The sequence below is a fragment of the Bacillus sp. FSL K6-0994 genome (genome assembly GCF_038630815.1).
In the GTDB taxonomy this organism is placed as follows: domain Bacteria; phylum Bacillota; class Bacilli; order Bacillales; family Bacillaceae; genus Bacillus; species Bacillus safensis.
Genome location: NZ_CP152043.1, coordinates 907,999 through 929,564 on the forward strand (window position 1 = coordinate 907,999; position 21,566 = coordinate 929,564).

The 21,566-nt window shown below is 40.5% G+C and carries 20 protein-coding genes; 6 read left to right on the forward strand and 14 right to left on the reverse strand.

Annotation, left to right across the window (positions count from 1 at the left end):
* The first annotated feature begins 23 nt into the window (after positions 1–23).
* Entirely contained in the window at positions 24–1,436 is a 1,413-nt protein-coding gene (locus MHB69_RS04620) for a SpoVR family protein (RefSeq protein ID WP_041116958.1), read from the forward strand.
* A 38-nt stretch (positions 1,437–1,474) separates the two neighbouring features.
* On the opposite strand, the gene garD is transcribed toward MHB69_RS04620, so the two are convergent.
* The 7 genes from garD to MHB69_RS04655 all read right to left on the reverse strand — a co-directional run bounded on the left by garD (position 1,475) and on the right by MHB69_RS04655 (position 10,632).
* Complete coding sequence (gene garD / locus MHB69_RS04625) at positions 1,475–3,052, reverse strand: galactarate dehydratase (RefSeq protein ID WP_046310379.1); 1,578 nt, start codon at positions 3,050–3,052, stop codon at positions 1,475–1,477.
* A 13-nt stretch (positions 3,053–3,065) separates the two neighbouring features.
* Positions 3,066–3,770 (reverse strand): FadR/GntR family transcriptional regulator, encoded by a 705-nt coding sequence (locus MHB69_RS04630; protein ID WP_101677415.1) that lies wholly within the window; start codon positions 3,768–3,770, stop codon positions 3,066–3,068.
* 71 nt (positions 3,771–3,841) lie between these two features.
* A complete protein-coding gene (locus MHB69_RS04635; protein WP_342496045.1) occupies positions 3,842–5,206 on the reverse strand; it encodes an enolase C-terminal domain-like protein in 1,365 nt (454 codons plus the stop codon).
* A 27-nt stretch (positions 5,207–5,233) separates the two neighbouring features.
* A complete protein-coding gene (locus tag MHB69_RS04640; RefSeq protein ID WP_342496046.1) occupies positions 5,234–6,610 on the reverse strand; it encodes an MFS transporter in 1,377 nt (458 codons plus the stop codon).
* Between the two features lie 65 nt (positions 6,611–6,675).
* The gene (gene gucD / locus MHB69_RS04645; RefSeq protein ID WP_342496047.1) at positions 6,676–8,142 is read right to left on the reverse strand and encodes an alpha-ketoglutaric semialdehyde dehydrogenase GucD; all 1,467 of its coding nucleotides are present in this window, start codon (positions 8,140–8,142) and stop codon (positions 6,676–6,678) included.
* A gap of 21 nt (positions 8,143–8,163) precedes the next feature.
* Positions 8,164–9,090 (reverse strand): 5-dehydro-4-deoxyglucarate dehydratase, encoded by a 927-nt coding sequence (kdgD, locus tag MHB69_RS04650; protein ID WP_046310385.1) that lies wholly within the window; start codon positions 9,088–9,090, stop codon positions 8,164–8,166.
* A 180-nt stretch (positions 9,091–9,270) separates the two neighbouring features.
* Positions 9,271–10,632 (reverse strand): alkaline phosphatase, encoded by a 1,362-nt coding sequence (locus MHB69_RS04655; protein WP_268480436.1) that lies wholly within the window; start codon positions 10,630–10,632, stop codon positions 9,271–9,273.
* Positions 10,633–10,985: 353 nt separating this feature from the next.
* On the opposite strand from MHB69_RS04655, the gene MHB69_RS04660 reads away from it, so the two are divergent.
* Both MHB69_RS04660 and MHB69_RS04665 read left to right on the forward strand, forming a co-directional pair.
* The gene (locus tag MHB69_RS04660; RefSeq protein ID WP_041116968.1) at positions 10,986–11,816 is read left to right on the forward strand and encodes a C40 family peptidase; all 831 of its coding nucleotides are present in this window, start codon (positions 10,986–10,988) and stop codon (positions 11,814–11,816) included.
* Positions 11,817–12,268: 452 nt separating this feature from the next.
* On the forward strand, positions 12,269–13,669 hold the full coding sequence (locus MHB69_RS04665) for an amino acid permease (protein ID WP_034282247.1): 1,401 nt from the start codon (positions 12,269–12,271) through the stop codon (positions 13,667–13,669).
* A gap of 64 nt (positions 13,670–13,733) precedes the next feature.
* On the opposite strand, the gene MHB69_RS04670 is transcribed toward MHB69_RS04665, so the two are convergent.
* The 3 genes from MHB69_RS04670 to MHB69_RS04680 are packed head-to-tail and all read right to left on the reverse strand — an operon-like array spanning position 13,734 to position 15,554.
* Positions 13,734–14,024 carry a hypothetical protein gene (locus MHB69_RS04670; RefSeq protein WP_024425288.1) on the reverse strand — a complete coding sequence of 97 codons (291 nt, stop codon included), beginning with the start codon at positions 14,022–14,024 and terminating at the stop codon, positions 13,734–13,736.
* Positions 14,012–15,070: an anti-sigma factor gene (locus MHB69_RS04675; RefSeq protein WP_061109612.1), complete on the reverse strand. Its 1,059-nt coding sequence runs from the start codon at positions 15,068–15,070 to the stop codon at positions 14,012–14,014. Before MHB69_RS04675 ends, MHB69_RS04670 begins: the two co-directional genes overlap by 13 nt.
* Positions 15,063–15,554 (reverse strand): sigma-70 family RNA polymerase sigma factor, encoded by a 492-nt coding sequence (locus tag MHB69_RS04680; protein WP_024425287.1) that lies wholly within the window; start codon positions 15,552–15,554, stop codon positions 15,063–15,065. Before MHB69_RS04680 ends, MHB69_RS04675 begins: the two co-directional genes overlap by 8 nt.
* Before the next feature lie 370 nt (positions 15,555–15,924).
* On the opposite strand from MHB69_RS04680, the gene MHB69_RS04685 reads away from it, so the two are divergent.
* On the forward strand, positions 15,925–16,527 hold the full coding sequence (locus MHB69_RS04685; RefSeq protein WP_024425286.1) for a 1-acyl-sn-glycerol-3-phosphate acyltransferase: 603 nt from the start codon (positions 15,925–15,927) through the stop codon (positions 16,525–16,527).
* Between the two features lie 246 nt (positions 16,528–16,773).
* Here MHB69_RS04685 and MHB69_RS04690 read toward each other — a convergent pair whose 3' ends face one another.
* Together MHB69_RS04690 and MHB69_RS04695 are read right to left on the reverse strand one after the other, a co-directional pair.
* The gene (locus MHB69_RS04690) at positions 16,774–18,105 is read right to left on the reverse strand and encodes a hemolysin family protein (protein ID WP_034282244.1); all 1,332 of its coding nucleotides are present in this window, start codon (positions 18,103–18,105) and stop codon (positions 16,774–16,776) included.
* A gap of 58 nt (positions 18,106–18,163) precedes the next feature.
* Positions 18,164–18,604, reverse strand: coding sequence for a MerR family transcriptional regulator (locus MHB69_RS04695; protein WP_034667702.1), 441 nt, complete (start codon positions 18,602–18,604; stop codon positions 18,164–18,166).
* Between the two features lie 337 nt (positions 18,605–18,941).
* On the opposite strand from MHB69_RS04695, the gene MHB69_RS04700 reads away from it, so the two are divergent.
* Both MHB69_RS04700 and MHB69_RS04705 read left to right on the forward strand, forming a co-directional pair.
* Positions 18,942–20,324, forward strand: coding sequence for a hemolysin family protein (locus MHB69_RS04700; protein ID WP_342496048.1), 1,383 nt, complete (start codon positions 18,942–18,944; stop codon positions 20,322–20,324).
* A gap of 91 nt (positions 20,325–20,415) precedes the next feature.
* A complete protein-coding gene (locus MHB69_RS04705) occupies positions 20,416–20,808 on the forward strand; it encodes a hypothetical protein (protein ID WP_034282242.1) in 393 nt (130 codons plus the stop codon).
* On the opposite strand, the gene crcB is transcribed toward MHB69_RS04705, so the two are convergent.
* Both crcB and MHB69_RS04715 read right to left on the reverse strand, forming a co-directional pair.
* Complete coding sequence (gene crcB / locus MHB69_RS04710; protein WP_034282241.1) at positions 20,805–21,170, reverse strand: fluoride efflux transporter CrcB; 366 nt, start codon at positions 21,168–21,170, stop codon at positions 20,805–20,807. The two genes, MHB69_RS04705 and crcB, sit on opposite strands and share 4 nt — an antisense overlap.
* Positions 21,171–21,566 carry a CrcB family protein gene (locus tag MHB69_RS04715; RefSeq protein ID WP_342496049.1) on the reverse strand — a complete coding sequence of 132 codons (396 nt, stop codon included), beginning with the start codon at positions 21,564–21,566 and terminating at the stop codon, positions 21,171–21,173.

The window sequence follows — 21,566 nt, forward strand, 5'->3', positions numbered from 1 at the left end:
TCCGATGAGGAGGGATGGTTTCCTTGAGCGTATCTGAAAAACGTCTTTTACAAAGAGCGATTGATGAAATTACAGAAATTGCAGAAGGATTTGGTCTAGATTTTTATCCGATGAGGTATGAAATCTGTCCCGCGGAAATTATTTATACGTTCGGTGCATATGGAATGCCAACACGATTCAGCCACTGGAGCTTTGGGAAGCAATTTCATAAAATGAAGCTTCATTATGATTTAGGATTAAGCAAAATTTATGAACTGGTGATCAATTCAAATCCTTGCTACGCCTTTCTACTAGATAACAATACGCTCGTTCAAAATAAATTAATTGTGGCTCATGTATTGGCACACTGTGATTTCTTCAAAAATAATTGCCGTTTCCAAAACACAAAACGAGATATGGTCGAAAGCATGTCAGCAGCGGCAGAGCGGATCAAAGAATATGAGCATATCTACGGAACAAAAGAAGTCGAAGCCTTTTTAGATGCCGTATTGGCTATCCAGGAGCATATTGATCCGTCTCTTGTTCGATCAAAATTAAGCTGGAATATGGACGATGAAGAAAGTGAAGATGATAAACCAAAACGTCAAACGCCTTATGATGATTTGTGGGGAATGGATGAGCCGAAAATGCGTGAGAAAAAGAAAACCGTTAAGCAGTTTCCGCCAAAGCCTGAAAAGGATCTTTTACTCTTTATTGAAGCGCATTCCCGGGAGCTGGAGCCATGGCAGCGGGATGTTCTTACCATGCTGAGAGAAGAAATGCTCTATTTTTGGCCGCAGCTGGAAACAAAGATTATGAATGAAGGCTGGGCATCGTATTGGCACCAGCGGATTATGCGGGAGCTTGATTTGGATTCAAGTGAATCGATAGAATTTGCGAAATTAAATGCAGGTGTGGTGCAGCCATCTAAAACAGGCATCAATCCTTACTATTTAGGGCTGAAAATTTTTGAAGATATTGAAGAACGCTATAACAACCCATGTGAAGAATTAAAAAAAGCAGGGGTCACAGAAGGATCTGGCCGCAGTAAAATGTTTGAAGTCAGGGAAATTGAATCGGATATTTCTTTTATTCGAAACTACTTAACGAAAGACCTTGTGATGAGAGAAGACTTGTACTTGTTTCAAAAGCAGGGGAGAGATTATAAAGTCATTGATAAAGAATGGAAGGCGGTTCGTGATCAGTTAGTCAGTATGAGAGTGAATGGCGGCTTTCCGTATTTGACCGTGATCGATGGCGACTATTTAAAAAATAACGAACTTTATATCAAGCATTGGTATGAAGGCATTGAACTTGATCTGAAATACTTAGAAAAAGTCCTTCCGTATTTATATCAGCTGTGGGGAAGAAGTGTGCATATCGAGTCAGTTCTTGAAGGAAAAGAAGTGATGTTTTCTTATGATGGAAAAGGGGTTCATAGGAAATATCTCGCTTAATGATCATAAAAAAAGATGTCCTCAAACGGACATCTCTTTTATGTGACTGGGGCTGGATTAAATAGACACAAATCGTTATGAATCCCCCAATGATCGGCCCATGTTTCTTTCCGGCCGCTGGCGATATCTAGTATATAATGAAACAGGTCTGTACCGACTTCCTCGATTGTTGCTTCTCCGGTTGCAATACGGCCGGCATCAAAATCAATAAGATCCGGCCATTGTGTCTGTAAGCTGGTTTTCGTAGAAACTTTTATTACAGGTGCTGCTGCTAGGCTGTATGGAGTTCCTCGTCCTGTTGTGAAAATTTGTACATTCATACCAGAGGCGAGCTGCAGTGTTCCGCAAACAAAATCGCTTGCCGGCGTTGCAGCAAATATCAGCCCTTTGGTGGCCGCTTTCTCACCAGGCCCAATCACACTAGATATTGGACTTGTGCCAGATTTGGCGATAGAACCAAGCGCCTTTTCTACGACATTGGATAAACCGCCTTTTTTATTTCCTGGGGAAGGATTTGCACTTCTATCTGCTTGACCTCTGCTTAAATAGTCATCGTACCATTTCATTTCCCGTATAAGTGCCTGCCTCGTTTCTTCATTCAAAGTTCTTGGAGTTAATAGGTGAATGGCATCACGCACTTCTGTCACTTCTGAAAAAAGAACCGTTGCTCCTGCTTTGACAAGGAGGTCTGCTGCATATCCAACGGCGGGGTTTGCTGTTACACCTGAGAATGCATCGCTTCCACCGCATTGTAAGCCTACCACTAAATCCGATACAGGACATGGGACGCGTGTCCGCCTATTGAGTTTCTTTAGTTTGTGCTCTGCAGCCTTCAGAATGGAGGTAATCATTGAAGAAAAGCCTGATTCCTCCTGTAATGTTAAAATATCGTCTTGCCGCTCTTCTGACACAATGCGTGATGGTATGAGTTTTTCACAGCCTAATCCAATGACGAGCACTTCTCCGCCAAAGTTCGGATGTGTGGCTAAGTTTTGGATGGTTCTGATCGGAATGACCGCATCTGGTGCATGAATGGCCACACCGCAGCCGTATTGGTGGTGGAGGGGAATTACGTCATCCACATTTGGATATTTCGGCAGCAGATCTTCCTTGATTTTTTTGACCGCATAGTCAAGAACCCCAACGACACATTGCACGCTTGTTGTAATCCCGAGAATATTTTTAGTACCAACAGAATGATCTGGATTTCGGTATCCCTGAAATTCATAACCATCAAGCTTTTTAAGCGGAGGACCGCTGTATGTTAGGCATGATAATTTGTCTAAAGGAGGAGGAGCTGGCATTTGAACGAGCTCTTCTTTCACCCAGCTTCCCTGTATGATGGTTTCGTTAGCGTATCCAATGATTTCACCATATCGCACAATTGGTGCATGCTGTTCAATTGTCTTAAGTGCAACTTTATGCCCTTGAGGGATGCGTTCAGTTAACGTCAATCCACTTGAAAAGCTGGTGCCAGCTGGTAGTCCGCCATCATTTACGATGATTGCTACATTATCCTTTGAACTTACCTGAATATATAAAGGTGCTTCCTTTGCTTTTTGATTCAAGAGATCACTCCTTTGAAAGCGTTGTCTTTTTAAGGGGAGAGGAAGCATATCCGCTTCCATATCATGGCGTTTGATTTAATCCTTTTAAAATCTTATCACGTACAAACTTCAAATGTTCATGCATATGGAAGTGTGCTTGATATGGGTCTCTAAGCTGAAGAGCTTCATAAATTTTCTGATGATAATTAACGGTCACGTTTTTTTCTCGATAAGGAATTTGGCTGTCAATCTTGGCGTGTGATACTAAAAGCGCCTGAATCATGCCTTCAACAACTGGATTGTTTGCACTTAAGGCAATAATCCGGTGGAATTCTTTATCGGCTTCACCATAGTTGTTATCTGTACTTTCCTCAATCATTTCAATGGTTCTTTCTAATTTTTTTAATTCTGCATCACTAATTTTCTCAGCAGCAACGGTGACAAGGCCTAGTTCTAGTACCATACGAGCTTCTAGAATGGCTGGTAAATTATCTTGAGCCAGTGCGAGCATAACTGAAAATGGCTGATTGCTAATTTTATCATTAAAATATGTACCGCCTCGTGTTTTTCTAGTGATAACGCCTAATGTTTCAAGAGAACTTAAAGCTTCGCGCAACACAGGGCGGCTTACCGATAAAATATCCATGAGTTCCATTTCTGTTGGCAGTTTGTCACCAGCTTTTAATTGTCCGCTAGACAATAAATGAACGATACGTTCTATGACTTGTTTTGCTAATGTTTTTCGATTCACTGTTTCAAATTTAAGTTCATCCATACTTTCATTCACGAGTCATTCTCTCCCTTCAGTTGTTCAATTGTAAGACAAAATGAAGGGGAATACAATCATTTACAGTCAAACTACCGAATCAAACACGGTTTTTTCGGGTCGAATGTCCAGCCATTCATGAGATATTGCATCTGAATGGCATCATTTCTTGCACCAAGCTTCATTTGTTTATATAAACGGTTGGCTTCCTCTATCTTTTCTAGATCAATTTGAATACCCAGCCCGGGTTCTTGTGGCACTTTGACACGACCTTCTTTGATTGAAAGTGGGTTCCTTGTTAAATGCTGGCCATCTTGCCATATCCAGTGGGTATCAATCGCTGTTATATGACCTGGTGCAGCAGCGGCAACGTGTGTAAACATGGCCAGAGAAATATCAAAATGGTTGTTTGAGTGCGATCCCCAAGTCAAGCCGTTATCATGACACATTTGAGCGACTCTAACTGAACCTTCCATTGTCCAAAAGTGCGGGTCAGCCAGTGGAATATCAACTGCATGTAATTGGATGGCGTGTGACAATTGACGGAAATCAGTTGCGATCATATTTGTAGCCACTTGAATGCCGGTAGCTCGTTTGAATTCGGCCATAATTTCTCTTGATGAGAATCCGTCTTCTGCTCCACATGGATCCTCTGCATATGCAAGCACATGTTGTTTTCCTTTGCAAAGCTGAATGGCTTCATCAAGAGACCACGCTCCATTAGGATCAAGTGTGATGCGCGCATTTGGAAAACGTTTTGAAAGAGATTCTACAGCTTCCATCTCTGCTTCCCCGGAAAAGACACCGCCTTTTAACTTGAAATCCTGAAATCCATAGCGTTCATAAGCCGCTTCAGCCAAACGGACAATGTCCATCGGTGTTAGTGCTTTTTGACGCCTTAGCCGGAACCAGCTGCAAGATGAATGATCTTCTTTCAAATAGGGGAGAGGGGTTTTCATTTGATCCCCTATGTAAAATAAATACCCAAGCATGTCAACGACCTGTCTTTGTTGACCTGTTCCTAATAAAGAGGCAACCGGTTCTTCTAAAAATTGACCTAATAAATCCAAGAGAGCCGCCTCTATCGCTGTAACAGCATGTATTGTTGTCCGTAAGTCAAAGGTTTGATTGCCTCTCCCGCTTCTATCGAGGTCTTGATATGTTTGCTGCACCGATTGCAGGATGGCATGATATTGCCCAATTGGTTTTTGGAGGACAAGTCTGGCGGCTTTTTCAAGTGTTTGTCGAATGTTTTCACCGCCGGGAACTTCTCCGACTCCTTGACGGCCGCTGCTGTCTGTTAGTATGACAACATTTCTTGTGAAAAAAGGTCCATGCGCTCCGCTTAGATTCAAAAGCATACTGTCATAGCCGGCAACAGGAATCACCTTCATGTCAGTAATGTAAGGGAGATTGTTTGCTCGTTCCTTTTTGACTTCTTTTAAGTATTGATTCATATAAATCCTCCTTTATATAAAGCGCTTTCAAATAGAGCTGGATGGGACTTGGGCCGGAGGTGTTGAAGGGGGTTCTTTTAACTTCACACGTTTAATGGGACCCACAAGGAATAAATAACTTAAGATTGCAATAACGGCATTACTGCCGACAAAGACGAGCGCACCACTGAAAGAGCCTGTCGCATTGACAATATATCCAATGATAATGGGTGTTGTAATGGATGCAATGTTGCCAAAGGTATTAAATAAACCGCCGCTTAACCCGGCACATTCCTTTGGGGAGGTATCTGATACAACGGCCCAGCCAAGTGCACCGAATCCTTTTCCAAAGAAAGCAAGCGACATAATCGCAACAACAATCCATGAAGATTCTGTATAGTTGCAGATGATCATACTGCATGAAAGAAGCATGCCGATAATAATGGGTGTCTTTCGTGCGAAAGTAAGCGATTTCCCGCTTTTTAATAAAAAATCGGATAACAAGCCGCCAAGGATTCCGCCTAAAAAACCGCAGAGAGCTGGCAGGGAAGCAACAAAACCTGCTTCGAGAATGGACATTCCTTTTGCTTGAACAAGATACACAGGAAACCACGTCAAGAAAAAATAAGTGAGGGTGGTAATGCAATATTGAGCAATATAAACCCCAATTAACATCCGATTTGAAAGTAATTGTTTCACGTATGGCCATTTGGATTCTTTGTTTTGCTGGCTCTTTTCATCGTCCATTGAGGTCAAAGCCCCGCCTTTTGATATGTAATCGAGCTCTGCTGCGTTAATTTTCGGGTGTTGTTTTGGATTAAAGACGGTTTTTATCCAAAGAAAAGACAGCAAAATACCGAGGATTCCCATAACAACAAAAACAGAATGCCATCCTAAAGAATGTGTAAGCCAGCCCATAATTGGAGAGAAAATGACAAGCGCAAAATACTGAGCTGAATTAAAGAAAGCAGAAGCTGTTCCACGTTCAGAACTAGGAAACCATGCAGCCACTACACGGCTATTGCCTGGAAAGGAAGGAGCTTCCGCCAGCCCTACTAAAAATCGCAGGGTAAAAAGGAGAATAATCGCAGTACCCGCTGTAAAAAAACCTATGGCACCTTGAAACAATGTAAACAAAGACCAAAAGAAAATACTGCAGGCAATCACCATTTTAGAACCGAATTTATCCAATAAATAACCGCCAGGCAATTGGCCAATGACATATGCCCAGCCAAAAGCAGAAAAGACATAACCCATTGATACAGAGCTAAGACCAAGGTCATGTTGAACAGAATCTCCAGCAATAGAAAGGGTAGCACGATCTGCATAATTGACAGAAGTGACAAGAAACAGCATGAAGACGATAAACCAGCGGACAGACGTTTTTTTATCAGTTTGTGAAGCATGGAAGAGGTTATTTATCATCATTTCTTCTCCTTTTCTAAAATAGAGAATTGAGGAGGGCAGATGCCCTCTCAAATGCTTCAATTTTACGATTTAATGAAAACGGTTTGAATGGCTGTAAAGAATTCCTTTGCCGCTTCTCCTTGTTCACGAGAATGAGAGCTTGATTGTTTCATTCCACCAAATGGTGCCTGTAACTCTACACCAGCACTTTCTGCATTAATTCTAATGAGCCCAGCTTGGATATTCTGAATAAAGGACAGCATACGACCGATATTTTGTGTGAAAATAGAAGCGCTTAAGCCAAAAACCACATCATTGGCAATGTGAAATGCTTCATTGATATCTTGCACTTTGATTAAAGCAATGACAGGACCAAATATTTCTTCTTGAGCGATGGTCATGTCTGAGGTGACATGTTCGAAAATAGCAGGCTCAATAAAATAACCATTCTGATAATCACCATCTGTTAATGGTTCCCCGCCAAAAAGGAGGGTGGCACCTTCTTTTTTTCCAGTTTCAATATAGGAAAGGCATTGATCAAGCTGCTGTTTGCTTGCGATCGGACCCATCCATACGTCTTTTTTTAAACTGTCCCCAATAGTGATCTCTTTCGTTTTTTGAACGAGTTTTTCTTTAAAGGCATCATAGATGTCTTCTTGGACAATGACTCGGCTCGTTGCTGTACATTTTTGTCCAGTTGACCGGAAGGCTCCTGTAATGGCTGCTTCTACCGCAAGATCAAGATCCGCATCATTGGCTACGATAACGGGGTTTTTTCCTCCCATTTCAAGCTGATACTTAATCCCGCGATCAAAGGCTTTTTGACCGATGGCTTTACCCGTTGCATTTGATCCAGTAAATGTAATTCCTTGGATATTTGGATGTTCAATCATTCCTTGACCTACGACAGCTCCCGATCCTGTGACCATATTGACTACTCCTTTTGGAAGGTGGGCATCTGCAAAGCAGGCCATGATTTTTGCGCAAGTAACGGCAGTTTCTGTCGCAGGTTTAATGACGACCGTGTTCCCATAAATGAGTGCAGGAGCCATTTTCCAAATAGGGATGGCAATAGGGAAATTCCAAGGAGAGATGATGCCTACAACACCTAATGGAACCCTTTTAGTGAACATGAGTGCCTCTCGGTCAGTAGAAGGAATGACATCGCCTTCTTTGCGCATTCCTTCGCCGGCATAGTAGCGGAGAATGGCTACACCGCGTGCCGCTTCTCCTTTTGCCTCAGGCAGAGTTTTACCCATTTCTTTTACAGCAGTAATGGCAATGTCATCGAGACGTTCTTCCAGCAAATCAGCTGCTTTATAAAGATATTGTCCTCGTTCTGCACCTGATAAATCTCGCCACATCGTCTTTGCTTCATGAGCTGCAGTGATGGCTCCGTTTACATCTTCGAGACTTGAGCGCTGCACATATCCAGCAGCCTCCTCTTTGTCGGCAGGATTTTGAATGGGGATCACTTCTCCTGTGGAAGCCTTTACCCATTCACCATTGATATAATTGAAGTACGTTTTTTGTTTCACTGAAGTGGACATAATATGAGCTCCTTTCTTTCGTTAATTCACAGCCGCTTTTTTCGGGAAGCGTTCCATTGCGTGCTGTAAAATGTTTTCTAGTTCTTGATAGTGTTCTTTTTCTACAGGAACAACAGGCGGTCTTGCTGAATTGCGGACAGAATGTCCCATGATGTTCATGCCGGCTTTAATGAGTGAGACGGCATAGCCCTTTCTCTGTTGGCGAATCCGGTTAATCGGTAGAATAACAGTTGTGTAAATGTCCTTGACCGTTTCTTGATCACCCGTTTTTAGTGCGTGATAAAACATTCTTGAGATGTGCGGGATATAATTAGAAATTGCGGAGGAATAAGAATGAAAACCAATCGGTAAGTAAGCCGGCATTGTGACCTCTGCCATAGGCAATCCATTTATATAGCTGAGCCTGCTGCCTATTGTATAGGAAAGATTCACGTTTAAATCCATATCACCGACCCCATCTTTTACACCAACAAGCTGTTCAAAAGAAGTGAGCCGTTTGATTTGCTGCACAGAAAGAACAGCATTATCTCGTTGATATAAGATAGCATTTAGGTTTGTACTTTCTATAATGGTTTTGGCGTATTCATATAGTCCTTCTTGTTCACCATGAATTAAATAAGGAGGGAGTAATAAGTAACCGTCAACGCCTTTTTCCTCGGAAATTTTCGCCCACTCCAGTGCGGTATTTAAATTTCCGCCAACTCCTGAATAAACAGGAACTTGACCACCGGCAGCTGCAAGTGCCACATCAATCATTTGCTCGTATTCTTTTTGACTAATAGACTGAAATTCTCCCGACCCACATGCAATAAAAATGGCATCGAGCCCTTCGTCTAGTAAGAATTGAATGTTTTGAAATAGTGCTTCCTCAGAAAGCTGACCATTTGCTTGAAAAGGAGCGATAGGAAAACCTAATATGCCTTCTGGTGCTCTTCTACCTTGAATCATTGCTAAAAACCTCCTGTAATTTGTTAAAAAGAAAGGTAAGCGCTACCAAAAACTCTTTTGTTTAATTGTAAGACAAATAAACAATTTGTCAATATCTTTATTTTCAGAAATTTCAACTAGAAGATTGAACAATAAAAAGAGCAGGCATTTTCTACACCTGCTCTTACAATGTTCTTCGTTTTATTGATGAAGTAATTTAAAGATATGTTTCGCTTGATCTGTATTTTCCATGAGACCTTTTAGCTGCTGGCTTGTTGGGCCATACGCAAAGAATGGCACTTCGTCACCGGTATGACCAGATGTTGTCCAGCCTGTATGTGATCTCGTGTTGATCACTTCTTCAATCGCATCATCAATTTTAACAGTATCCTTTGTTTCAGCGGCCTTTTGAATAGAGGCTGTTTCTTCTTTTGTGAAATCAAGATTGATATATTGTTTCAGCGCTGACTCGACAGGCATGCCGCTGACAATTTTGTTTGCAATAAAGTCAGGCGTTTTTTTCGCTGCTTTGACCGGTTTGTAATCCCAGCTGCCTGAACCGTCTGCTCCGAAGGAAAGTCCGCCAGTTGAATGATCTGCGGTCGTGATGACTAACGTGTTTTTATCCTTTTTCGCAAAACGAATCGCTTCTTCAAATGCTTTTTCAAAATCCTTCATTTCGCTCATTGCACTGACAATATCATGATCATGTCCAGCCCAGTCAATTTGACTGCCTTCGACCATAAGGAAAAATCCTTTTTTGTTTTTAGACAGCTGTTTGATAGCTGAGGATGTCATATCTTGCAGGGAAGGCGTCGTTTGATCACGATCAATGGCTTTATCAAGACCTCCATCAGCAAAAATACCTAACACCTTTTGATTTTTGTTTTTTTGTAAGGCGGCTTTATTGGTGACATAATCATAACCGGCTCGTTTGAATTCTTTTGTCAGATCACGATCCTTTCGGACAAAATCGACAAGTCCTCCGCCAAGCATGACATCGACTGTATGCTGTTTCCCGATTTTCTCATCGAAGAAATCATCAGCGATGGCTGCAGTGTTTTTCCTAGACACATCGTGAGCGGCGTACGCAGCAGGCGTAGCATTTGTTAATTCAGATGTCACGACAAGACCCGTCGATTTTCCTTTTCGTTTGGCTTCTTCTAAAACGGTTTTTAGTTTTTTGCCGTTTTTGTTTACACCAATGGCATTGTTGTATGTCTTTTTACCAGTGGCCATGGCTGTACCAGCTGCTGCTGAATCGGTAATGTTACTTTTAGAGTCGTCAGGGTATGTTTTATGCATGCCAGTGAGGTAAGGGTCAAACGCTGTTTGCTTTGAAAGGTCACCGTTGTGTTTAAATGAGCGGTAAGTTGAAAGATAAGGTGTTCCCATGCCATCTCCAATCAGCACGATCACATTTTGCACGTCATTTTTCGGTTTCTTTTTAGCCTCAGCTTTGTCAGCTTGTCCAAATTCAATCCCTGAAAAAATGCCAATCGATAGCACAGATGCTGCTGCCACTGCAGCGATTTTCGTTTTCGAGCTTTTCAACACACTCATTCATTTTGCCTCCTCATTGTTTATGTATCGCTCTTACGTTTACAATGGTAGAGCAGAAGTGTGGATTCCTCTTTACAGCACCGTAAAGTTCACTTTAAAATTGTAAAGGTCCACTTTACATAGAATGAACCAAAAAGAGAAATGAATGTATCATTTATCCATGACAAGATGCGATTATTTTGTCATGATTGTGTAATAAAAATGAAATAAAAAGAACCCTAAAAAAAAATAAATTTTGCCGAATTAATAAGCATAATGTCGTAGGAAGTCAAGACTATTTCTTCTGGTATTTGATCCTTATAATAGGGAGTAGATAAAAATTCGGATCAGATAGATACATACAGGAGGAACAAATGAAAAAACAATTGATCACAGCTGCAAGTGCAGTTCTACTTGGGACGACATTATTTGCCGGCGCTGCCTCAGCACAATCAGTAAAAGTTCAAAAAGGTGACTCTCTTTCTGTTCTAGCGAAAAGATACAAAACAAGCGTGAGCAAAATTAAATCAGACAATAAGCTGAAATCTAACGTGATTTATGTTGGACAAACCTTAAAAGTGAATGGCACTTCTTCTAAAAAAGCAGTGAAGACATCAAAAACAACAACAAAAGTAAAAACGGCTTCAGCAACTGCCACTCATAAAGTTGTCAAAGGTGATACATTATCTAAGATTGGCAAAAAATACGGGATGACTGTGAAAGAGTTGAAATCGTTAAATAAACTTAAAACAGACCTCATTAAAATCGGGCAAAAGCTAAAGGTGAAAAAGACGTCTAAAGTAAAGGCGAAACCTGTGAAAGAAAAAACAGTCTCTACTTCTTCCTTAAACACGTCTAAGCTCATAGCAGATGCTAAAGCGCAAAACGGTACTCCATATAGATGGGGTGGAACGACACCGAAGGGCTTTGATTGCAGCGGATTTATGTGGTATATCATTAACAAACAAAAAAAGATTTCAAGACAAACAACTGAAGGTTTTTGGGGATCGATGAAAAGTGTATCCAAACCAAAGGCTGGAGATTTTGTCTTCTTTACAACGTATAAATCGGGTCCATCTCACATGGGTGTCTACCTTGGGAACAATAAGTTTATCCATGCTGCTTCTGACGGTGTAACGATCAGTGATATGACATCAAGCTATTGGAAGCCTATTTATCTTGGAGCGAAAACATTTGTAAACTAATTCATTTTAAGAGACTGCTATGAAGCAGTCTCTTTTTTCATATATCATTTGTGCCGCAGAAATGGTCTTTTTCTCATAGATCACTATCGGTCTAAAGGCTTTAAAATAACATAATTGTGACCCCGCTTTTAAAAAAAGGGTCTTATTTTTGTTGAATAATAAGTATATGAAAAAAATATAATCTTCCATGTTGTATCATAAATAGAGGGAGACAAACTATCAATTGAATAAGGATTGAAGAAAATCTAACCGTTTTATTGACAATATTTTCGTTGATATATAAGAATTTTCACTCTATTTTTTAAAAAAGTGTTTTCATTTTTTAATTTTCATATATAATAATTTTACGCCACCAATTTATTGCGCTAAATTTAATCAAAATATTCAGAAAATATTGTGAATTATATGAATGTGGCGTCTTTAGACTGATACTAAGTTTTGGGAGTGATGGTATGAGCAATTCGTTGTTTAGAAAAAAGAGCATTTCAGAGCTCATTGCGGCAACACAAGGGGAAAAAGCATTAAAAAAGGAATTGGGTTCATTTGATTTAACCATGCTGGGCATTGGAGCCATAATCGGGACAGGGATATTTGTTCTAACAGGTACAGGAGCCGTCACTGCGGGGCCAGGACTTGTGCTATCATTTGTCATCGCAGGTCTTGCTTGTTTGTTTGCAGCACTGTCATATGCGGAATTTGCTTCCACAGTGCCTGTGTCAGGGTCTGTGTATACATTTACGTACGCATCAATGGGGGAATTTCTAGCATTCATCATTGGCTGGGATTTAATATTAGAATATATGCTGGCTGCTAGTGCCGTTTCAGCGGGCTGGTCAGGCTATTTTGTGTCTTTTTTAAATGGGATAGGGATTCATATACCAGTTGAGTTAACAGCAGCACCAGGTGGTTTAAAGGGGCACGTGACATATTTTAATCTTCCAGCATTTATTATTTTAATGGTCATCACCTTCCTGCTGTACTTTGGTATTAAAGAATCAAAACGAGTAAATAACATCATGGTTATTATGAAAATTGCTGTGATTCTGCTCTTTATTTTAGTCGCTGTGAAATATGTAAAACCTGAAAACTGGACACCATTCGTTCCATTTGGGACATCAGGGGTCTTAAGTGCAGCAGCCCTAGTATTCTTTGCATTTATCGGGTTTGATGCAGTTGCTTCTGCGGCAGAGGAGACAAAAAATCCATCACGCAACCTGCCTAGAGGAATTATTACTTCTTTATTGATTTGTACGCTGCTTTATGTCGTTGTCAGTGCGATTATGACGGGCATCGTTCCTTTTATGAATTTTGAAGGAGTATCACATCCAGTGTCTCTCGTTTTACAAGTAGCCGGACAAAACTGGGTGGCTGGTATTGTGGATGTCGGAGCGATTCTAGGGATGACAACCGTGATGCTTGTCATGCTGTACGGCCAGACACGCGTGATGTTTGCTATGTCTCGTGATGGCTTGGTGCCAAAGGTATTATCAAAAGTTCATCCAAAGCATAAAACTCCTTACATCAATACATTGTTCTTCGGTACATTGTCAGCATTAATGGGTGGATTTATTCCACTTGATGAGCTGGCAAGTTTAGTGAACATCGGGACACTTTCAGCATTCATTTTGATTTCAGTGGCGGTCATTGTGATGAGAAAAACGCAGCCGGACTTACCAAGAGCTTTCAGATGCCCAGCAGTTCCGCTTATTCCGATCTTAGCTATTCTATCTTGCGGATTGCTCATTTATAAGCTTGGTGCAATCACCTTTGTACGTTTCTTAATCTGGCTTGCCATTGGGCTGGTTGTGTATTTCTTATATTCAAGAAAGCATTCAGAATTGAATAAAAAATAAATGAAAAAAGCCCGTGCTGCTTGGCATTAGTCAAGTAACACGGGCTTTTGCTTTTGAGTGCTGATTAAAAACCTAATTGAAGATCGACATCGATTGATACGATGGCATAGACACAAACAATGACAAAGATATTCAGTACGACACCGAGGAAACCTGGACCCGTACGGCCTTTTTTAATGAACAGTTCAATAATGCCAAATGGAACTGCGGCCATTGCAAAAGGAAGCATTTGAAAAGAATAAAATGTCACGTTGCTGATAATGGCGAGGTTTAGCATGAGCAGGGATAATATCGCTGTGCCGACAGAAATCCAGCCAAATACATTATGCTCTTTAAAAATTCTTACCAATTCCATAATTCCACCTCGCTCACTTTTGCCGTTTTAATGCGTTTTGTCTTTACAAATTTCTCAATCTCTTTTGAAGGCCCAGTGACCACAGAGCCATAAATCGTGACGCCATTTTGATCGATATAGCGTATACGATTAGACAGGTCAAGATCAGGTCTGCCAGAGATCGTTGTTGCCCATGTCGGGTGCTGATTAACATAAGCAAGGGCATCTTTGAATTGATCTACCTCAGTTTTTGATGTGTGCTGAAGCTCTTTTAAAAATTCAGAGTCCTTCCCAGGAAAGCCGATTGGCCGCTGATTTCCACTTAATGAATCCTCTGTTTTAATCGCATTCCACAGCACTTTCATATCGTATTTTTTAGCAAAGGAATAAACATCCTTTGGTGTGTAAGCTCTGTCATAGGATACATACACTTCACTTACTGTTCCTTCAGGAAGCTTGTCTAACGTAGTGAGTGTTTGTTTTTTTGAGGCATCTGCCTGCGCCGAAGGATGGGTAAAGAAACCCTCCGTTTCGCGTGCGCTGTCACCATAATAAGAGATGGTAGGCTGCTTTAATTTATCGAAAAACATCTCGATTTGTTCGCTGCCAATAGCTTCTGTTTTATTGCCAATTTGCTTTTGCAGCTTCAATTCGGTGTTCATCCCAAAAAGTTTGACCTGACCTTTTAAATCCTTCATATCAATGGCCACGTTTGGTTTGGTTAAAGCGACGGTGACAGCTGCTGTTTCCATGAAGTGATTGCCTTTGCTCTCGGCGCCGCCAACGCCGTAGTATAAATAACTTCCTAATGTACAAAGCGGTAAAATAATGAGTGTCGATATGACAGCAAGTACGGAAATACGTAAATATGACTTTCTTTTTCCGTATTGTAAAATGGCTTTTTGCTTCTCAGGACTGATGGAAAAATCTGTCCAATCTGAGTCGTTCAGTTCCTGGCTTAAGCGTTTTTCGTTTTCTTCAAGTTCTTCTTCAAACGCTATCATTTCTTCCTCATTCATCTCACCATTATTATATTGTTCCCATCGCTTGTTAAACTCTTCATTCATCATTAACACCTCTGTTGTAAAGTGCTTTTAGGCGCTGCCTTGCACGAAATAAAACACTTTTAAAATTTGCTTCAGTAATATTCATGACCTTGGATGCTTCCTTGTAATTTAGCTCTTTTAAATAATACAATGTCAACGCTTCCTTGTAGTTATCTGGAAGCTGCTCCAAATACATGGTGAGAACTTCCTTTATTTCAACCTGTTCAGCAGGGCTTTGTACAGACGTTTGTAAAAGACCGCCAATGAGGTCATCCGATATGGTCACTTCTTTTTTATGTTTCCTGACATAATCAATAAAAGCATTTCGTGCCACCTGAAATAACCAAGGTTTCACTTTGCTATGGTCGTAGGAATGAATATGTATATACGCACGCATAAAGGTTTCCTGCAATAAGTCTTCTGCCAAATGTTTGTCTTTTGTCATGGAGAGCAGAAACCTGTAAACATCGTTCATATACATTTGATAAATTTCATCGATCGTCACTGATTTTTCTCCCCTCTATGTTATACACGCATAAGAAAGGCATAAAGTTGCACGAAACTTCTCATTACCGTACATTACTCATTTCTTTCGCCGAATCAAAATCATTTCTCCTTATCATAGCGAAATTTGCATCATTTATAAAGTATTTTCAATAGAACAAATCAGGAAAAAACATCGAAAAACGACAAAATTGGACACAATTCCTATTCTATTCTCCCCTAAAACCTTGTGCTTGAATACAGTCAGAACGTTCATTTTAAACGAAAAAAATAGGGAGGATTGGACTGCGTACAAATTTTTAGTACCAGGTAATAAAAAATTTGTTATAATAGAGACAAATCCTTCATTCTTCAAACAAAGGAAGTGCACTATGTATAAATTTTCAGGCTATACCGTCAAATTATTATTTGGTCTCCGAGGTGGAATCAAAGTATATCAAAAAGAGAATCTGCCAACTGATCGGGGTTTTGTCATTGCTTGTACACATGAGGGTTTTGTGGATGTTCTTGCATTAGGCGCAGGAATTCTTCCGTTTGAGATCCACTACATGGCGAAAAAAGAATTGTTTGCAAATAAATGGATCGGTGGATTTTTAAAAAAGATTCATGCCTTTCCAGTTGATCGAGAGAATCCTGGGCCAAGCAGTATTAAAACGCCCATTAAATTATTAAAAGAGGGAAAGATCGTTGGGATTTTTCCAAGCGGCACACGTACTACAGAGGATGTTCCTTTAAAAAGAGGAGCGGTTACCATTGCGCAGCTCGGTAAAGCGCCAATTGTTCCAGCCGCATACAAAGGACCTTCAAATGCGAAAAGCCTTTTCAAAAAAGGGAAAATGCGCTTAATCATCGGTGAACCGATTGAGCTGTCTGAATTTGACCATCTGCCGCCAAAAGAAAGATTAGGTGCCATGACAGAAGTATTAAACACAAGAATCAAAGAGCTAGAAGCTCAATTAATGGAAAAGGCATAAGAAAAACGACCGCTTGCTTAGGCAAGGGTCGTTTCAGCGTGTAGACAAACCCTCGCATTCGGTGTCAGTCCTGCGTGCCGGTGCTCACGAATGCTCAATTCGCTCCGCTCCGGTACTCGTCCTTCCTAGACTTCAAAGGTTTTCTATCACGCTGAAAAAGAAGACAAAGGGCTAAAATAAAAATCATTTTAGCCCTTTGTCCACAATGTGAAACGCCCACTTGCTTAAGCAAGTGGGCGTTTTTTGTTACGAAGCGCCTTCTTCAGCTGCTTCTAATAATTGTTCATTTAACTTTTTTACTTCGATGTATGCCACATGGTGTCCATCGACTTCATTAATAATAAATTCATAGCCTTGTTCACGAATGGCGTCATTTTTCTCTACTTCATATTTCTGAGTAAGGAACCAGCCGCCGATTGTGTCGACCTCTTCATTATCAAGCTGTATACCTAATAGCAGGTTGACTTGATCAACAAGAACCTTGCCATCAAAGATGTAATGGTCTTCTCCAAGTTTACGCACTTCGTTGATTTCATCAATGTCGAACTCATCACGAATTTCACCAACGATTTCTTCAAGGATGTCTTCAACAGTGACAAGACCTGCTGTACCGCCATATTCATCTGATAAAATGGCCATGTGTACACGTTCACGCTGCATTTTGAGCAGTAAATCATGAACAGGAACCGTTTCAATCACGTGAATAATTGGATTTACAAACTTTTCGATCGTATCGCTTGTAGAGCACTCACCGCTAATGCAGGCAGTGAGAACCTCTTTAATGTTAAGAACACCGATAATGTTGTCTTTGTCGCCATCTTCAATTGGATAACGTGTATATTTCTCTACCTTTGTTACCTTCAGCATTTCCTCAATGGTAATATCATATGGGAAGCTGACAACTTCGGTACGAGGAATCATAATTTCTTTCGCCAGACGGTCATCAAATTCGAAAATTTTATTTACATATTTGAATTCAGACTGGTTAATCTCGCCGCTCTTATAGCTCTCTGATAAAATAATCCGCAATTCTTCCTCAGAGTGCGCCATGTCATGCTCAGATACTTGCTGAAGACCGAACGCTTTCGTTAACAAACGAGCAGATCCATTTAATACCCAAATGAACGGGAACATCACTTTGTAAAAGATCATCAGTGGTCTAGCAAAAAGAAGGGATACTTGCTCAGCCTTTTGAATGGCGAGTGTTTTCGGTGCAAGTTCTCCAACGACAACGTGTAAAAACGTCATGATACTAAACGCAATAATAAAAGTGACAATAGAACTAGCTGATTGAGGAATGGACAGCTCTGCAAAGAGCGGCGCAAGCATATGCGCAATTGTTTCTTCCCCTAACCAACCAATACCAAGGGCGGTAATGGTAATACCAAGCTGACAGGCTGATAGGTACTCATCAAGATGAGTCGTTACATGCTTGACAGCAACTGCTGTTTTATTACCTTCTGCGATTAACTGATCAATTCTTGAGCTTCTTAAGCGAATGATCGCAAACTCTGATGCAACGAAAAACGCGGTTAAAGCTATAAGTAAAGCGACTATGAGTAAATTAACTATGTCCAATTAAGGCCTTCGTTCTGACTTTGAGAACGAAGGTAACACCTCCTGTTTAGTAAAAATTTTAACTTAACAGCAGTAAAAATGATTGGACAGCCGTCATTTTTTCAGGAGTAAGCTGCTCTTTTAGTTTTTCACGTTGTTCTGGCTGAAGCTGCTTACAACGTGCCAAAATGCGGTCCATATGCTCATTCATCCGATCGATATCAGAGGTTAAATGGACAAGTTCATCATGATCTTCCTTTTGAGAAGGGAATTGTTCATCTAATCTGGATTTGATGTCAGAAAGAGCCAATCTCTGCTGTTTGCAAAGAACGATTAATTGTAATCGTTTTAAAGCATATTCATCGTAATAACGATAATTTGAGCAAGATCTAACAGGCGCAAGCAAACCTAGATTTGTATAATAATCTACAGTTCGTTTCGTCACCTGTGCAATCTGTGCTAGTTCACCAATACGATACTTTTTCTCAGCCCCATCTGAACATCTCCTCCTAACCGTCACGTTATAGTTTATGAAAATAGTTTAATATAATTCTAGTCTGAAACACAAGTTAATTGTTCATATTTCCTGCCAATAAGAAGAAACAGAGGAGGATTTCCCTCAATTTAGTCAGTCATGTCAAAAACAGCATGATGATACAGGAATTTTCAGATTATTTATGGTAAGATAAAATGAATACCGTTTCATATATATGTAGAGAGGCGGAATTTTACGTGAACCGGAGGTGGTTAAGTGGGGCCCTCAATGTAGTCTTATTTAATCAGTTAACCGTTTTGCAAAACATAACATCATCAATCAGGAGGTGACTCCTTGTTCTTCTAAGAAAGAGCAAGGTTAAATGGACGATATTGTTAATCTGAGTATAGTCGGTGTTTTGATTGCTTTAACAGCTTTCTTTGTTGCATCTGAATTTGCCATAGTAAAGGTGAGAAGTTCAAGAATTAATCAGCTTGTTGCCGAAGGGTCCAAAAAGGCCATCATGGCGAAAAAGGTGACATCAAGGCTAGATGAATATTTGTCAGCCTGTCAGCTCGGTATTACAGTGACATCCCTTGGTTTAGGGTGGATTGGTAAGCCGGCTGTGAAAGAACTTTTGGTTCGAGGTTTTGGTTTGACAAACATTCCTGATTCAGCAATCAGCCTGATCTCAGCAACACTTGCGTTCTCTATTATTACCTTTTTGCATGTAGTTGTAGGTGAGCTAGCACCAAAAACGCTTGCCATTCAAAAGGCGGAAAAAATGACGCTATGGCTGTCAGGCCCGCTGCATGCATTTTATATCCTTATGTTCCCTTTCATTTATGTGTTAAACGGATCAGCCCGTTTGCTAACTAAAATGATGGGCATCGATATGGGGTCTGAAAAAGAACATTCCCATTCTGAAGAGGAATTGAAGATTTTATTATCTGAGAGCTTAAAAAATGGGGAAATCAACCCATCAGAATATAATTATATGAACAAGATTTTCGATTTCGATAATCGAATTGCCAGAGAGATCATGATACCGCGGAGAGAAATTTGTGCGATTCCAGAAGATATGCCGTTAGATGATATCCTCGCCATCATGACGCAGGAAAAGTATACACGTTTCCCTGTTTTTTCAGGAGATAAAGACCATGTCATCGGCATGCTGAACAAAAAGCAGCTCTTTGCAGATCTTGTGTATCAAGGAGAAAAAGATCAACTGAAAATTCAAGATTATATATATCCAGTGATTGAGGTCATCGACACGATTCCTATTCAAGAGCTTCTCGTTAAGATGCAGCGTGATAGAATGCATATGGCGATCTTAACTGACGAATATGGCGGAACGTCTGGACTTGTCACAACGGAAGATATTTTAGAAGAGATTGTCGGAGATATTCGAGATGAATTCGATGAAGATGAGCAGCCAGTTATTCAAAAAAGAGCCGATCATCATTATGTTTTAGATGGCAAAGTGAGATTAGATGAAGTTCAAGATTTGATCGAGATCTCTTATCATGATGAGGAAATTGATACAATCGGCGGACTCATCTTAAAAGAGAATATTGATATCAGAGAAGGACAATCCGTCTATCTTGATGATATTCGAATGAAAGTGCTGGAAATGGATGGACGCTACGTTAAAAAGATCGATTTGAAAAAAGGCGTCACATCGCCAGAAAAAGGCAGCGCACGCACTGGGCTTAATATAAAGGAGCCGCTTTTAGTAAACGAAATGACCTTGAGCGAAAAATAAGCTCAAGGTTTTTTTTAGGTATTTAGTCTCTTTTGAACGAATATATGTTCGGTATATAATAAGAACAAACGTTCGATAGAGGGGGATGGACATGCTTTGGTATGAAACAGCAAGTATCACGGAGAAAAAAACCTCAATGAAACGAATTGAGTTTCATTTAAAGAATTTCAAAAATTATCAAGCAGCGATCTTAAATATCGAAAGGCAGCTTGAAAAAAGAAGCCCGCATCATCTCGACCACATGACTCGGAAAAAGTTAGAAGAACAAAAAAGTCAGTATGAACTCATCGTTGCTTGTATTGAAACGGCATTAAAAGAGTTGGACGAAATAGAGCAGCAGCTCATCGATTACAAATATTTTCGAGATTGGCGGATGGCAAAGTGTGCAATGGAAATTGGCTATAGTGAAAAAACACTCTTTTTGATGAAGCGCCAGCTCATGGATCAGCTGCTCATCAGCTTAGCCGCCATTACCAATATTTAAAAAAGATGCTGTCCTATTTGATAAAACGCAGCAAAGAGACATAAAGACCCGATGATTGTGACCAGCAAGTAGACAGCAAGAAGTCCAATTTGCCGCTCATGCAGCATGGACGCAGCTTCTACACTAAATGTAGAGAATGTTGTAAAACCACCGAAAAACCCAGTACCAATGATCATAAGCAGCGGATCATTGTCAGACACTGCACCTGTCAGTAAACCTAAACCGGCAGCGCCGAGTAAGTTGATGAGAATAATACTATACGGAAAACGAGTATGAAACTTGGTTTTCTGAATCGATTGACTGAGGAAAAAACGAAGGGCACTGCCCATCCCGCCGGCAACAGCTGTATAAAATACAATCATTTATCTGCTTCCTTTCGGCTGCTCATTTTGTTGAAAGAGGCGCTGAGCGGTGATCAGTCCCCATAAGGCAGCGCCCACTCCAGCAATCACTGAGAGTAGAATGTACATGATACTTGATGTGAACAGTCCATCCTGTAATAAGAGAACCGTTTCTTTAGAAAAAGTGGACATTGTCGTAAAACCACCGCAAAATCCTGTTCCGATCAAAGCAGCAAGATATTTTTTTCCTTTCCGAAACATAAAATATCCTGTTGAAAAGCCAAGAAACAGACTGCCTGTCATGTTTTCAATCAGTGTTGCATAGGGGAATGTCTGGCTGACAACGGATTGGCTAAGTTCATATCTGCAAAGGGTACCAACCAATCCACCGATAAATACGGCGAGATATGCTTTCAT